At 75.2% G+C, this 14,432-nt stretch carries 11 protein-coding genes, 2 tRNA genes and 1 pseudogene; 8 read left to right on the forward strand and 6 right to left on the reverse strand.

Features of this window, described 5'->3' with window-relative positions; all coding sequences use genetic code 11:
* Window positions 1-106: 106 nt before the first annotated feature.
* From ACFCX4_RS16490 to ACFCX4_RS16510, 5 genes and pseudogenes are all read left to right on the forward strand, one after another.
* The gene (locus tag ACFCX4_RS16490) at window positions 107-1,099 is read left to right on the forward strand and encodes an SDR family NAD(P)-dependent oxidoreductase (protein WP_376142915.1); all 993 of its coding nucleotides are present in this window, start codon (window positions 107-109) and stop codon (window positions 1,097-1,099) included.
* 71 nt (window positions 1,100-1,170) lie between these two features.
* A pseudogene (locus tag ACFCX4_RS16495) lies at window positions 1,171-1,878 on the forward strand (NDP-sugar synthase); the annotation flags it as partial.
* A 161-nt stretch (window positions 1,879-2,039) separates the two neighbouring features.
* Window positions 2,040-2,945 carry an NAD-dependent epimerase/dehydratase family protein gene (locus tag ACFCX4_RS16500; RefSeq protein ID WP_376142917.1) on the forward strand — a complete coding sequence of 302 codons (906 nt, stop codon included), beginning with the start codon at window positions 2,040-2,042 and terminating at the stop codon, window positions 2,943-2,945.
* Window positions 2,942-3,646 carry a spherulation-specific family 4 protein gene (locus ACFCX4_RS16505; protein ID WP_376142919.1) on the forward strand — a complete coding sequence of 235 codons (705 nt, stop codon included), beginning with the start codon at window positions 2,942-2,944 and terminating at the stop codon, window positions 3,644-3,646. Before ACFCX4_RS16500 ends, ACFCX4_RS16505 begins: the two co-directional genes overlap by 4 nt.
* Before the next feature lie 178 nt (window positions 3,647-3,824).
* Window positions 3,825-4,778, forward strand: coding sequence for an endo alpha-1,4 polygalactosaminidase (locus ACFCX4_RS16510; protein ID WP_376142938.1), 954 nt, complete (start codon window positions 3,825-3,827; stop codon window positions 4,776-4,778).
* A gap of 67 nt (window positions 4,779-4,845) precedes the next feature.
* Here the strand turns inward: ACFCX4_RS16510 and ACFCX4_RS16515 are convergent, their stop codons facing one another.
* Window positions 4,846-5,052 (reverse strand): hypothetical protein, encoded by a 207-nt coding sequence (locus ACFCX4_RS16515; protein ID WP_376142921.1) that lies wholly within the window; start codon window positions 5,050-5,052, stop codon window positions 4,846-4,848.
* A 137-nt stretch (window positions 5,053-5,189) separates the two neighbouring features.
* Between ACFCX4_RS16515 and ACFCX4_RS16520 the strand changes: the two genes are divergently transcribed.
* Window positions 5,190-6,155 (forward strand): aldo/keto reductase, encoded by a 966-nt coding sequence (locus ACFCX4_RS16520; protein WP_376142923.1) that lies wholly within the window; start codon window positions 5,190-5,192, stop codon window positions 6,153-6,155.
* Between the two features lie 94 nt (window positions 6,156-6,249).
* Here ACFCX4_RS16520 and ACFCX4_RS16525 read toward each other — a convergent pair whose 3' ends face one another.
* The 3 genes from ACFCX4_RS16525 to ACFCX4_RS16535 form a co-directional block, all read right to left on the reverse strand.
* The gene (locus ACFCX4_RS16525) at window positions 6,250-7,311 is read right to left on the reverse strand and encodes a C40 family peptidase (RefSeq protein ID WP_376142925.1); all 1,062 of its coding nucleotides are present in this window, start codon (window positions 7,309-7,311) and stop codon (window positions 6,250-6,252) included.
* Window positions 7,308-8,606: an SPFH domain-containing protein gene (locus ACFCX4_RS16530; protein WP_376142927.1), complete on the reverse strand. Its 1,299-nt coding sequence runs from the start codon at window positions 8,604-8,606 to the stop codon at window positions 7,308-7,310. The genes ACFCX4_RS16525 and ACFCX4_RS16530 overlap by 4 nt, the downstream gene beginning before the upstream one ends.
* Before the next feature lie 184 nt (window positions 8,607-8,790).
* The gene (locus ACFCX4_RS16535; protein ID WP_376142929.1) at window positions 8,791-12,036 is read right to left on the reverse strand and encodes an Ig-like domain-containing protein; all 3,246 of its coding nucleotides are present in this window, start codon (window positions 12,034-12,036) and stop codon (window positions 8,791-8,793) included.
* Window positions 12,037-12,353: 317 nt separating this feature from the next.
* On the opposite strand from ACFCX4_RS16535, the gene ACFCX4_RS16540 reads away from it, so the two are divergent.
* Both ACFCX4_RS16540 and ACFCX4_RS16545 read left to right on the forward strand, forming a co-directional pair.
* Window positions 12,354-12,776 carry a globin domain-containing protein gene (locus ACFCX4_RS16540; RefSeq protein ID WP_376142931.1) on the forward strand — a complete coding sequence of 141 codons (423 nt, stop codon included), beginning with the start codon at window positions 12,354-12,356 and terminating at the stop codon, window positions 12,774-12,776.
* Window positions 12,777-12,786: 10 nt separating this feature from the next.
* On the forward strand, window positions 12,787-14,004 hold the full coding sequence (locus tag ACFCX4_RS16545) for a globin domain-containing protein (RefSeq protein WP_376142933.1): 1,218 nt from the start codon (window positions 12,787-12,789) through the stop codon (window positions 14,002-14,004).
* Between the two features lie 76 nt (window positions 14,005-14,080).
* Here the strand turns inward: ACFCX4_RS16545 and ACFCX4_RS16550 are convergent.
* Together ACFCX4_RS16550 and ACFCX4_RS16555 are read right to left on the reverse strand one after the other, a co-directional pair.
* Window positions 14,081-14,156: transfer RNA gene (locus tag ACFCX4_RS16550), tRNA-Arg, on the reverse strand.
* A 31-nt stretch (window positions 14,157-14,187) separates the two neighbouring features.
* Window positions 14,188-14,263, reverse strand: a tRNA-Arg gene (locus ACFCX4_RS16555).
* Between the last annotated feature and the right edge of the window lie 169 nt (window positions 14,264-14,432).

Here is a 14,432-nt window from a genome sequence, read left to right on the forward strand (position 1 = left end):
GACGGAACAGCACCACCCGTACCAACCCGGCCGGGTCACCACACCGTCGCACCACCCGGCCGGGTCCGTACGGCCCGTCCCCAGAGAACACAGGAAGCGAATACCCATGAGCAGCGTCGCCGTCACCGGAGCCGAGGGATTCATCGGCTCCCACCTCGTCGAGACCCTGGTGGCAGACGGCCACCAGGTCCGCGCGATGGTCCAGTACAACTCGTTCTCGTCGTTCGGCTGGCTGGAGACCCTCCCGAAGGAGGTGCTGGACTCCGTCGAGATCGTCCTCGGCGACGTCCGCGACCCCGGCTCGGTCAACGGCCTGGTCAAGGGCACCGAGGCGGTCTACCACCTGGCCGCCCTGATCGCGATCCCGTACTCCTACCGGGCCCCGCACTCGTACGTGGACACCAACGTCACCGGCACCCTGAACGTCCTGGAGGCCGTGCGCCACCTGGAGATCCCCCGTCTGGTGCACACCTCGACGAGCGAGACCTACGGCACCGCGCAGACCGTGCCGATCACCGAGGACCACCCGATCAACACCCAGTCCCCGTACGCCGCCTCCAAGGCCGGCGGGGACCGGCTGGCCGACAGCTACCACGCCAGCTTCGAGACCCCGGTCGTCACCCTGCGCCCGTTCAACACCTTCGGCCCGCGCCAGTCGATGCGCGCCGTCATCCCGACCGTGATCGCCCAGATCGCGGCCGGCGAGACCGAGATCACCCTCGGCGACCTGCGTCCCACCCGCGACTTCATGTTCGTCAAGGACACCGCGCTGGCCTTCCGCACGGTCGGCACCGCGCCCGCCGGGACCGTGGTCGGCCGGACCTTCAACGCCGGCACCGGCGGCGAGATCTCGGTCGGCGACCTGGTCACCCTGGTCGGCAAGCTGATGGGCGTCGACCTCACCGTCAAGGAGGACGAGCAGCGCATCCGCCCGGCCAACTCCGAGGTCATGCGTCTGGTCGCGGACGCCACCCGGCTGCGCACCGCCACCGGCTGGGCCCCGGCCCACTCGCTGGAGGAGGGCCTGGAGCAGACCATCGAGTTCTTCCGCGACCCGGCCAACCTGGCCCGCTACAAGACCGACATCTACAACGTCTGACCCGGCTCCGCCTTCCGTCCGCTCCCGGCACCGAAGGCCCCTGTCGCTCCGACTTCCGTGGGGGAACCACCATGCACGCAGTGATCCTGGCCGGCGGTAAGGGCGTCCGGCTCCGTCCGTACACCACCGCTCTTCCCAAGCCGCTCGTCCCGATCGGCGACCAGCACGCGATCCTGGAGATCGTGATGCGCCAGCTCGCCGCCGCGGGCTTCAAGACCGTCACCCTGGCCATCGGCCACCTCGGACACATCATCCGGGCCTACGTCGGCAACGGCTCCCAGTGGGGGCTGCGGGTCGGCTACGCCGTCGAGGACAGCCCGCTCGGCACCCTCGGTCCGCTGCTCACCATGCAGGACCGGCTGCCCGAGCACTTCCTGGTGATGAACGGCGACGTCCTGACCGACCTGGACTTCGCCGGGGTGCTCAAGCACCACGAGGCGTCCGGCGCCCCGCTCACCATCGCGACCTACGCGCGCCAGGTGAAGATCGACTTCGGCGTGCTGACCGCCGAGGACGGGAACATCACCGGCTTCCAGGAGAAGCCGAGCATCGACTACCGGGTCTCGATGGGCGTCTACGGCGTCTCCCGCGCGGCCCTCGCCAAGTACACCCCCGGTCTGCCGCTCGGCTTCGACGAGCTGGTGCTCGACCTGCTGGCCGCCCGGACCCCGCCGTCCGCCTACGAGTTCGACGGCTACTGGCTCGACATCGGCCGCCCGGACGACTACGACCGCGCCAACGCCGAGTTCGCGCTGAACCGCTCGCTGCTGCTCCCGGGCGAGCCGGACGGCGCCGCCCCGGCGGCCGGCGAGGGCCTGTACGCCGTGCCGAACGGCCAGGGTCTGCCGATCCCCGCCGCCCGGACCGCGCCCGACGCCGCCGACGGGCAGCCGGCCGCCACCGCGGTCCAGGCGGGCCCCGAGAACGACGGACGGGCCGCGTGAGAATCCTGCTCCTCGGTGCCGACGGCTTCCTCGGCCGGCACGCCGCCGCCGCCCTGCGGACCATGCCCGGTGCCACCGTGCTGACCGCCGGGCGGCGGCCCGACCACGACCTCCGCCTCGACCTGGCCACCGCCGGGGCCGGGGAACTCGGCGAGGACCTCGCCGCGCTCGCCCCCGACGCGGTGGTGAACTTCGCCGGCGCGGTGTCCGGCAGCGCCGTGACCCTCGCCGAGGTCAACGCCCGCGGCCCGGCCGTGCTCTGCGAGGCGATCGGCCGGGGCGCCCCGCGGGCGCGTCTGGTGCACATCGGCTCGGCCGGCGAGTACGGCGTCTGCGCCCCCGGCAGCTCACTCGCCGAGGACGCCGACGCCCGCCCGGTCGGCGTCTACGGCGCCACCAAGCTGGCCGGCTCCCTCGCGGTGGCCGGTTCGCCGCTGGACGCCGTGGTGCTCCGGGTGTTCAACCCGGTCGGCCCGGGTGCCCCGGCCGGCTCGCTGCCCGGCCGGCTCGCCGCCGAGCTGCGCCGCGCCGCGCCGGAGGGCGCCGACGGCGTGGTCCGGGTCGGGGACCTCTCGGCCCACCGGGACTTCGTCGACGCCCGGGACGTCGCCGGCGCCGTCGCGCTGGCGGTCGCCGCCCCGGGGCCGCTGCCCCGGGTGCTCAACCTCGCCTCCGGGCGGGCCCGGCCGGTCCGCGCGATCGCTGAGGGCCTGGTCGCGGCGGCCGGCTTCACCGGCCGGATCGACGAGAGCGGTGCCGGCTCCGAGCGCTCCGCGGCCGTCTCCTGGCAGCAGGGCGACGTGTCGGCCGCCGCCCGCACGCTGGGCTGGCACCCGGAGACCGGTCTCGACGAGACGCTGCGCGACCTGTGGGCGTCCACCGAACCGCTGGTCACCGCATGACCGGGGGCACTCACCCCGACGGCCGCCTGCTGGTGCCGCTGTACGTCCACCCCGCGGTGGACCCGGCGGCCTGGCAGGCGGTCGCCGCCGCCGACCCGCAGCGGATCGCCGCCGTCGTGCTCAACCTCGCCGACGGTCCGGGCGATCCCGACCCCGTGTTCACCGAGGCCGCCGAGAAGCTCCGCAAGGCCGGCCTCCCGCTGCTCGGCTACGCCGACACCGACTACGGCCGGCGACCGCACGCGGCGGTGGTGAACGACATCCTGACGTACCGTCAGCGCCACGGCATCACCGGCGTCTACCTCGACCAGGTGTCGGCCGCGGCCGGCGCCCTGTCGCACTACCGGCGGCTGGCCACCGCGTCCCGCGCGGCCGGCTGCGCCACCGTGGTGTTCGGCCACGGCGACCACCCGGACCCCGGGTACGCCGAGGTCGGCCTGGCCGACCTGCTGGTCACCTTCGAGGGCGACTGGGGCGCCTACCAGGAACTGGCCCTGCCGCTGTGGACCGGCCGGCACGCCGCCGCCCGGTTCTGCCACCTGGTCTACGACGTGCCCGCCGAACGGGCCGCGGACGCCGCCGCGCTGATCGCCGCCCGCCGGGCCGGGGTCGGCTGCGCGGTGCCGGGAGCCGGCCAGAACCCCTGGAGCACCCTGCCGCACCAGCTGACCGAAGAACGGCCCCTCACCCAACCCACCTGACCCCAACCGGAGTCCGTGCACCGTGACCAGCCGTCCCCGGCCCCTGTGGGCCGTCCTCGCACTCGCCACCGCCACCGCGCTGCTGGCGACGTCGTGCAGCAGCTCCGGTTCGGACGACGAGGACGACTCCTCGGCCGACGCCACCCCCGCCCCACCCCCGGCGGCCACCGCCGAACCCGTGCCGGGCACCCCGACCACCCCGGCCGCCACGGACACGCCGACGGTCCCCGGCACCCCGTCCGCCACCGCCGCCCCGGGCACGCCGACGACCCCCGGCACTCCGCCCGCCCCCGGCACGCCGACGGCCCCGCCCGGTACCCCGGGCACGCCGGGCACCCCCGCGGCACCCGGCACTCCCGGCTCACCGGGGACGCCCGGAACCCCCGCCACGCCGCCCGGCCCGGCCGCCACCGGCAAGCCCGGCGCCACCGGCGCCCGCTGGCAGCCGGCCCCCGGCCTGGCCTGGCAGTGGCAACTCGGCGGCTCGGTCGACCAGTCCGTCGACGTCCCGGTCTACGACATCGACGGCTTCGAGACCGACGCCTCCGTGGTGGCGGCCCTGCACGCCAAGGGCCGCAAGGTGATCTGCTACATCAACGCCGGTTCGTGGGAGGACTTCCGACCCGACTCCGCCGCCTTCGCCCAGGCCCTCCAGGGCTCCGGCAACGGCTGGAAGGGCGAGAAGTGGTTCGACATCCGCAAGCTCGACCAGCTGAAGCCGCTCATGGCGGCGCGCTTCGACATGTGCAGGCAGAAGGGCTTCGACGCGGTCGAGCCGGACACCATCGAGGCCTACAACCAGAACAGCGGCTTCCCGCTCACCGCGGACGACCAGCTCCGCTACAACCGCATGCTCGCGACGCTCGCCCACGAGCGCGGCCTGGCCATCGGGCTGAAGAACGACCTGGAGCAGGTCCCGGCGCTGCTGGGCGACTTCGACTTCGCGGTGAACGAGGAGTGCGCGCAGTTCGACGAGTGCGCCCGGCTCTCCCCGTTCATCCAGGCGGGCAAGGCGGTGTTCCACGTGGAGTACAAGCTCGGCACCGAGCGGTTCTGCGCCAAGACCAAGGGCCTGGGCTTCAGCTCGATGCAGAAGAAGCTCGAACTGGACGCCTGGCGGAAGCCCTGCTGAGGGAACAGGGACCGGTGGACCGGCTTCGGCGGACCCTCCGTCCGCCAGGCATTCCGTCGTACGGGGACTACTTGACGGCGAGCCAGACGACGGCGCCCAGCACCGCGAGGGCGACCACGGCGATCACCGCGATCAGACCGGTGCGGCTGCTGCCGCCGTTGCTGCTGCTGCCGTAGGTGTTGACGGAGCCCGGCGCCTGGGGTGCCGGGCTCTCCTCGACGAAGGCACGGAACATCTGGGTGCTGCCGGCGGGGTCGTACTCGTTGTCAGCCATGGCAGGGACTCTAACGAATCCGCGGACCGCCCCGACACCCGGACTCCGCGCTACGGGGCGCTACGGACGCACGACAACCGTGTGAAGTACGGCACGATCACGGAATGACCCCCCGGCTGATCGGGTTGACTCGGACCATGACCGATTCCCGCAGCGACGCCCCCCGTTACGTGCAGCTCGGCACCTCCGAGCTCTCGGTTTTCCCGCTCTCCCTCGGCGGCAACGTCTTCGGTTGGACCGCCGACGAGGCCGAGTCCTTCGCCGTCCTCGACGCCTACGCCGCGGCCGGCGGCAACTTCGTCGACACCGCCGACACCTACTCCTCCTGGGTCCCGGGCAACACCGGCGGCGAATCCGAGACGATCATCGGGAAGTGGCTCCGCAGCCGCGGCAACCGCGACGCCGTGGTGATCGCCACCAAGGTCGGACTTCACCCCGGGGCCCGCGGACTGGGCGCCGCCAACATCAAGGCCTCCGCCGAGGGCTCGCTGCGCCGCCTCGGCGTCGACCACATCGACCTCTACTACACCCACCAGGACGACGACACCCCGGTGGAGGAGTTCGTCACCGCGCTGGACGCGCTGGTGCGCGAGGGCAAGGTGCGCGCCGTCGCGGCCTCCAACATAGGCGCCGAGCGGCTCACCGAGGCGCTCGCCTTCGCCGGGCGGGAGGGCCTCGCCCCCTACGTCGCCGTCCAGCCGCACTACAACCTGGTCTCCCGCGGCACCTTCGAGGGCCCGCTCGCCGACACGGTCGCCGCGCACGGCCTCGCCACCGTGCCGTACTACGCGCTGGCCTCCGGCTTCCTCACCGGCAAGTACCGGCCGGGCGGCGACGGGGTGGCCAGCGCCCGCGCCGAGGGGGCCGGCCGCTACCTCGACGACCCTCGCGGTCCCAAGGTGCTGCAGGCGCTCGACACCGTCGCCGCCGAGCTGGACGCCGAGCCCGCCACCGTCGCCCTGGCCTGGCTCGCCGCCCGGCCGACGGTCGCCGCCCCGATCGCCAGCGCCCGCACCGCCGGCCAGCTCCCGCCGCTGCTGGCCGCCGCCGCGCTGGAGCTGACCCCGGCCCAGACCGCGCTGCTGGACGACGCCTCCGCCTGACCGGCCGGGGCCGGACGGGGCCGCGCCGCCCACCCGCTCGTGGACGGCGCGGCCCCGGCGTTCCCGCCGGGTGCCCGCCGACCGGGCGGGCCCGCTACGGGCGGCCGAAGTGGGTCGGGCGGAAACCGCTGCTGACCGTCGACACCCGGACCGTCTTCCCCGGCCGGGGCGCCTCGACGAACTTCCCCCCGCCCAGGTAGATCCCCACGTGGTGGATCCCCGAGGCCCGGCCGCTGTCCGACCAGAACAGCAGGTCACCGCGGCGCAGCTGCCCCGCCGTGATCGGCGTGGTCGCCGCGTACTGGTCGTCGGCCACCCGCGGCAGGGAGATGCCCGCCCGCCGGTAGGCCTGCTGGACCAGGCCCGAGCAGTCGTAGCCGGAGGGACCGTTGCCGCCCCACACGTACGGCTTGCCGAGCTGCGCGAGCGCGTAGTCGATCGCCGACTCCGTCCGCCCGGTGGAGCGCACCGCCTCCGAGGAGGTCCCGCCGGAGCCGGCCTGCGAGGAGGTGCCCCCCGCGGACTGGCCGGTGCGGCTCAGGTAGACGTCGCGGTGGCTGGTGTAGCGCCACTCGCCGGCGGCGTTCCTGAACCAGTACTTCGACCCGTCCCAGCCCTGCCGCACACCGGCGGATCCGTTGGAGACGCCGGAGTCCCCCGATCCGCCGGACCCCCCGGAGCCCTTGCCGGCGTCCGGCGACACCTGGCCGGAGCCGGCCGTGGCGCCCCCGACCGCCTTGGTGTACACGGCGTAGTGGCTGGTGTAGCGCCACTCGCCGCTGCCGTTCTTGAACCAGTACCTGGACCCGTCCCACCCCTGCTTGCCCGGCGCGGCGTGCGCGGCCCCGGCACCGGCGGTCAGGCCCACCGCCCCGGCCCCCGCCAGCACGGTGGTGGCCAGGCAGGTGTTGCGCACCGCCCGGTGTATTCGGCCCCCGCCGTGCGGATCAGCCGTACGCGCGGTGCGCGGCCGGGCCGCGCAGTTCGGGCAGGCGCAGCCCTCGACGGCGGGGATGCTGCCGAGGCTCTCCTCGAAGCCGATCAGCGCCGCACCGGTGCCGTCGCCGCCGCCGCTCCCCCCGTTGCCGTCCCCACCGCTGTCCCCGCCGCCCTCCGCGAACGCGAGTCCGGTGTCCGTGCCGGTGGCTATCCTCATGCCGGTCGTCCTTCCTTCCGCCCGGCCCGGGCGGCCGGGGACGGTACCGAGGCGGCCACTCCGGCCGGGGCGACGAAGGCGACCAGCAACTGTTCCATCAGCGCGCTCCGGGCGGCCTCGTCCAGCTCGTGCGCGGTGGCGCGTTCCAGCCGGCGCACGGCGAGCGCGGCCGCCTCCACCGCGTCGTCCACCAGCACCGTGCGCAGGCCCGCGTCCAGGTCGGCGAGCCGGCGGCGGCGCATCGACTCCGCCACCTCCGGTGCGTACTCCAGCGCGAGCGGCTGCGCCGAGTAGACCTCCAGGCCGGCGGGGGCGACCTCGGCGGCCAGCGCCCTGGTCAGCTCGTCGGCGAACCACTGGCCGTCGCGCAGCGCCGGGCCGGGCGCGGCGTTGCTGTCGCAGGGGAGCGTGGACGCGGTCCGGGTGAGCACCGCCTGGACCTGCTCCCGCAGGTAGCTCTCGTGGTCCTCGATGGCCAGCATCGCGCGCGCGGTGTCCTTCACCCGCCACACGATCAGCAGCCGGACGACGATCGGCGTCCCGGTGCGGTCGACGACCTTGACCGGCTCGCTGCGCCAGTGCCGCAGCCGGACGTCCACCCGGCGGCGCCGCAGCAGCGGGTTGACCCAGACCAGGCCGGTGCGGCGGACGGTGCCCCGGTAGCGGCCCCAGCGGGTGAGCACCCGGGTCTCGCCGCCGGCGTTGGCCAGCAGTCCGGCGAGCGAGAGGACGACGAACAGTCCGGCGACGGCCACGGCGGTCACCGAACGGGCGGTCACCTCGGCCCGGCCGTCGAGGGCGGCGGCCGTGCGGAGGTCGGGCAGGGCGTCCCAGTAGGGGATGACACCGTCGCGCAGCAGCACCAGCAGGACGGCCGCCGTGCCGAGCAGCAGTCCCAGCAGGGCGACCCAGCCGGGCAGGGCCGCGGCGGTGTGCTCGCGGAGGGTCTGGTCGGCGCGCGGGGGGCGGCGCGAGGTGACGGCGGTCGCCGTCCCGGCCGGGACGGCCTCCGGCTCGGCCTCCGTGAGCGGGGCCATCAGCGCCGTGCGGGCCAGGGTGTCCGCCGGGTCCGCCGTCTCCAGTGGATCGCGCAGGTCGACGGGGACGCCGGCCGGGCCCGGGACCACCACGATCGGAGTGGTGGCCGGGCCGTGGTCGGCCGGCTCGGCAGGGCGGGGCGTCCGTCCGGCCCCGGCCAGCGGGCTGGCTCCGAAGGCGGAACGTTCCGGCAACCCCGGGGGGAGGGGCTTGGGCAGGTGGTCGGGTCGCTGCGAAGAATCGCGGGTGACGTCCATGCACGGATCCTCAGGTTCAGTGTGTCGCGCAACGGGCGGCCCGGATCTGACGGGCAGTGCCAGAGTCAGGCTAAGTTCATACGTCATCAAATGCGACATTTGAGGTACTGCGTGTCGACATTTGCTGACGAATCATCTGAAGCCCGACCTGACGCGCAGGCACATGAGCGGATGGTGGGGCGGTTCAGCTCCGCCGGTGGCCGGTCTCCCGGGCCAGTGCCCGGCGCGCGATCAGCCCGATCCCGGTGAGCAGCAGCAGGACCCCGGCGAGCGCGCCGCGCCAGCCGTACGACCGGTGCCGGTCCGCGGCCGTCGACGACGGCGGCTCGGCCTCCGCTGCCGGATCCGCGGCGCCGGCGGCCTGTTGCCGGTCGCGCTCGGGCGGCGCGGCCGGCCCCCGGTCGGGCCGGTCCCGGTCCTCGCCGGGAGCGGGGACGGCGGCCGGGGTCACCGAGGGGGCGGTGGAGGGGGCGGCGGTCTGCCCGGACGGCGGCGTCGCCGAAGGGCTCGGGCTCGGGCTCGGGGCGGTCGGGGCCGGGGGCGTCGGGAGTGAGGAGGACGGGGCCGGGGCCACCGGGGCCGGCGACGTGCTCCGGACGGCGCTCCGGGCCGGGGAGTGGGCCGGGGACGGGACCGGGGAGCCGGTCGCCGACGGACGGGCCGCGGTCGGCGAGGGGGACGGCAGCACCGGCCGGACCGCCGCACCGCCCACCGGCGGCACCACGATCGGCAGCAGCCCGTCCGGCACCGGCCCCCACCCGGGCTCGGCGCCGGACGAGGGGACCGGCACCACGGCCGGGGTCGCGGTCGCGATCCGGGTCGGGTCCGCGGTGGGAGCCACGGTCGGGGCCGAGGTCGGGAACGGCGGCAGCGACGAGGAGGGAACGGAGGCGGACGGGGACGGAAGGGGGAGGGTCGGGGACGGCAGGGCCGGCGTGGTGGGCGCGGCAACGGACGGCGTGGGAACCGCGGGGCTGGACACGGACGGTGTGGGAACCGCGGGGCTGGACACGGACGGTGTGGGAACCGCGGGAGCCGTCGCCGCCCCGGTCGGGGACACCGGCGGCGTGGGGGCCGGCGTGCCCGTGGGAGCCGCGCCGGCGGAGGCCGTGGCCGTCGCCGCGGACGAGGCCACCGGGAAGGACGGCGACGTGCCGACCGGCGGTACCGACGCGGCCGCCGTCGGCCCGGTGCCCGGCACCGGGGTCGCCGGGGTCGCCGGGGGAACCGGCGTGACGCCGCTCGCGACCCGGACCTCCACCGCTTCCGCCGCCGTCCCGTTGCCCGCCCGGTCGGTCGCCGTGACGACGAGCCACTGCTCCCCGTCCGCCAGGTCCCGGTTGGCCGTGCACGTCCAGCTGCCGTCGACGGCGGCCGTCGCGCCGCAGGCCACGATCCGCGCGGCGGCGCCGTCGCGGTCCGGGCCCGCGGTGACGAGCACGCCCGCGCCAGGCTCGGCCTTCCCGGCGAGCCGGGGCCGGGCGGACCGGACGGTCTCGCCGGCGGCCGGGGCGGTGAGCACCGGGCGGTCCGGCGCCACCGTGTCGACCACCAGCTCCACGGGCTGCCCGCCGGTCCGGTGCCCGGCGAGGTCGGCGGCGGCCGGGGTGAGCCGGTGCCGCCCGTCCGGCAGGTTCTCCACCGGCAGGCAGGACCAGCCGCCGTCGGCCCGCACGGCCGTGCTGCACAGGTCGTTCTCCTCGCCGCCGGACGCACCCGGCCCACCGGGGCCGTCGGCACCGCCGGACGGCCGGTCGGTGACGATGACGGTGCTGCCCGGCTCACCGGTGCCGGTCAGCTGGAGGCCGGGGTCGTTGGTGAACTCGGGCAGGGTGAGCACGGGCACGCCGGGCGGCGCCGTCCGGACGGTGATCCGCACCGGCTCGCCGCGCAGCACCGCACCACCGCCGGCGGTCTGGACCGGGGTCAGGGTGTGCGGGCCGTCGCCCAGGGCCGCGTCCGGGCGGCAGGACCAGTCGCCGCCCCGGGCCGCCCGGGCGCGGCAGAGCGCGGTGTCCCCCTCGCGGATCTCGACGGTGGCCCCGGACGCCGCGCGCTCGCCGGAGATCCGGGGGCGCGCCTCGGTGACGGTGCTGCCGTCGGCGGGCTGGGCGATGTCCGGGCGGACGGCTCCGACGGTCAGCCGGATCCGCTGGTCGGCGACCTGCCCGGAGTCCGCGAAGCCGTCGGCGGACACCAGTTGGGCGGCGTCCCGGCCGATCCGCAGCCGCGCCCAGGTCTCCCCGGAGGAGGCGTTGCCGGGGACGGTCCACCCCAGGGTGGCGCTGCGCTCGCCGGGGGCGATCCCGGTCTGCACGCGTTCGGCCGCGTCGAAGCGGCCGTTGTGGTCGAAGTCGACCCAGCCGACCAGGGTGGCGGGCGCGTCGCCCACCTCGACGGGCACGGCGAGCCGGTAGGGGCGGCCGGCCTCGGCCTCCTCGGGGTAGCCGACGGCCGGGTCGGCGCCCTGGTAGTCGCCCCGGCCGGGCTGGAGCGCCGGCGGCGGGGCGGCCTCGCCCCGGGCGCGGTTCCCGGCACCGTCCGCACCGCCGGCGTCCGCACGGCCGGCGTCGGCGCCCCGGAACAGCAGGGCCGGACGGGCGTCGGGCCGGGCGCCCCGGGTTCCGGCGTCCCCGCCGAGGAAGAGGTCGGACAGCAGGTGGGAGGCGTTGCCGTAGCCCTGCGGCGCGGTGCCGACCCCCTCGTCCAGGGTGACCGTGTAGGCCTGGACGAGCGGTCCGGAGGCCGCCGGGGCGGCGGTGGCGCTCCCCGTCCCGGCGGTGGAGCGCTGCTCGACGCGGAAGACGGCGGAGCGGAGGGTGCCGGCCAGTTCCAGGCTGCCGCCGGCAACGGATCCGGACCCGCCGTCGGTGCCGGCCGCCGCCCGGGCGGGGGCGAGTGCGTTGCCGCCGACCGTCCAGCCCGGCCAGTCGGTGCGGTTGACCAGGGACGGGGCGGCCGGGGAGCCGCCGGTCACGGTGAGCCGGGTCCCGGTGACGGTGGAACCGGATTTCCCGGTGCTGGTTCCGGCCAGTCCGCTGAGGTGCAGCCGGGGATTGCGCACGGGCCGGGAGAATTCCAGCCGCAGCGTTCCGACGGTCCGCCAGGAACCGTCCGTCTGCGGACGGTCCTCGGAGATCCGGAAGGTCTGCGCGGGATCACCGGGCCGGATCCCGTCCGCGTACGACGCGGTGGAACCGCTGATTCCGGAACGTCCGGCCAATTCCCCCGGAGCGGCCTCGGCGGCCACCCCCGGAGCGGCGGAGAAATCCAGCCGGACGGAGAGCCCGGAGGGCAGCACCGCGCGCCGTTCGGCGCTCCAGGTGCCGGGTGACTGCTGGGCGGCCGAGGGTGGCGGGTTCCAGCCGACCAGCAGCCCGGTTGCCAGGACCGCGGCGGCGACGGCCGCAGCCGGGAACTGTCGGTTCATCCGGCTCTCCTTCGCATCGGCTGCCGGACGGCCTGGGTGGCCGGGCAGTCTGGACACAAGATCAGACAAAACGGAATCACGATCCTGGGCCGGTCATACCGCGACACTTGCGCTATCGGCCGCACGGCACCCGATTGGCGGCCCTCCGACCGGCAGGACGGGATGTACCCGAAAGGACTGCATTTCATCCATTAGGCGGGGTATCACGGGGTATCGCGAGGAATCCGGCGGCGCCGGCCGGCCGGTACCGACCGGTGCCGACGATTCACCGGCCAACCCTGTTCGAATTGCCGGAGCGCTCAGTAGAGTCGGGGGCCGTGACCATCAACCCCGTTCTCATCAAGAGCAGTTTCGCGTTGGTCGAACCGCACGGCGTCGCCGTCGCCGGGTACTTCTACGACTACCTCTTCGAACACCACCCGGCGGTCCGGGACCTGTTCGCCGAGCACATCGACGAGCAGCGGGACCTGCTCTGGGCCGCGCTCGGCACCCTGGTCGCCAGGCTCGACGACACCGAGACGCTGCAGCGCGTCCTGCGCGACCTCGGTGCCCGGCACGCCGGCTACGGAGCGCTCGTCGACCACTTCCCCGCCGTCGGCGAGAGCCTGCTCGCCACCCTGGCGCACCACGCCGGCGACGCCTGGACCGAGGAGACCGAGGCGTCCTGGACCGCCCTCTACGGCGTGATCAGCGACACCATGGGACAGGCCCTCACCTCCGCGCACCAGTACCGGCGCTAGGCGGGCCGCGGTGCCCTTCGACCCCGCGGTCGTCCGCGCGAACTTCGCCGTCGTCGAGCGCCGCGCCGACCACCTGGCCACCTACTTCTACGCCCACCTGTTCGCGCACAACCCCGGGCTGCGGCCGCTCTTCCCCCACGACATGTCCGAGCAGCGCGACCGGCTCCTCGCCGCGCTCACCTCGATCGTGCTCCGGCTGGGCGAACCCGAGCGGCTCACCGGCTACCTGCGCGCGCTCGGGCGCGACCACCGCAAGTTCCAGGCCGCGCCCGAGCACTACCCCGCCGTCGGGGCCAGCCTGGTCGCCGCGCTGCGGCACTGCTCCGGGCACTCCTGGACACCCGCGACCGAGCGGGCGTGGACCGAGGCCTACGCGGTGATCGCCCGGGTGATGACCGGCGCCGCCGCCGAGGTCCCGCCGGGGACGCCGGCCTGGTGGGAGGCCGAACTCGTCGCCCGCCGCCGGCCCGCCGCCGACATCGCCGTCCTCACCCTGACCCCGATGCGCGACTACCCCTTCGTCCCCGGCCAGTACCTCACGCTCAGCAGCCCGCGGGTGCCCAGGGTGTGGCGCCCCTACTCGATCGCCAACGCGCCGCGGCGCGACGGGACGCTCGAACTGCACGTCCGCCGGGTGCCCGGCGGACGGCTCAGCACCGCACTGGTCGGCGACATCGCGCCCGGCGAGCTGCTGCGCCTCGGTCCCCCGCTGGGAGGGGCGGTGCTCGACCCGGCCTCGGACCGCCCGCTGCTGGCGGTGGCCGGCGGCACCGGCTGGGGGCAGATCCGCGCCCTGCTGGAACAGCTGGCCGTCCACGCGCCCGGCCGGGAGGTCACCCTGGTGCTGGCCGCCCGCAACGGCACCGAGCAGTACGGCCTGCCCTGCGTCGAGCGGCTGCTCACCCGGCTCACCCGGCTGCGGGTGCTGCTCGCGGCACCGGGCCCGGCGGAGGGCCGGGACGGCGCCGTCGCCCTGGTCCGCGAGACGCTGGCCCGCGAGGCACTGGCCTGCGGGGGCGACTGCTCCGGCCGGGACGTCCACCTCAGCGGTCCGCCGGACCTCGCGCCCTCGCTCACCGCGCTGCTGACCGGCCTGGGCGCCGATCCGGACCGGATCCGGCACGACCCGGTGCCGGAGACCTTCAACCGGGCCCGGCCGCTGACCTCCTCGGAGTGGTTCCTGGACCACCGGGACGTCGCCTGGATCAACCGGACCGACCTGGGCTGATCCGGCCCGGGCCGGAAGGGGCCGGTCGGGCCCGGACGACGGAGAAGCCCCCGGCCGGTGGCCGGGGGCTTCTCGCTGGTGCGCTCAGCAGGATTCGAACCTGCAACCTCTTGATCCGTAGTCAAGTGCTCTATCCGTTGAGCTATGAGCGCAAGTGCCGGACGGATCCGGCCTTGCGGGGTTTGGTGCGCTCAGCAGGATTCGAACCTGCAACCTCTTGATCCGTAGTCAAGTGCTCTATCCGTTGAGCTATGAGCGCTCGCCCTGGTGAACGTTGCCGCCGGGGCGTTGCGGGGACAACATTACATGACCTGCGGCGCGGGACGAAATCGATTGATCCGGGCACCCCGGGCACCCCGGCGCGGCCCCTCCCGGGCGCCGGCGGGCCGCCGCCCGGGATGCGAAGAGCCCCGCCGACGGGATCGCTG

Origin of the sequence: Kitasatospora sp. NPDC056327, from assembly GCF_042261735.1 — a bacterium.
GTDB lineage: Bacteria > Actinomycetota > Actinomycetes > Streptomycetales > Streptomycetaceae > Kitasatospora.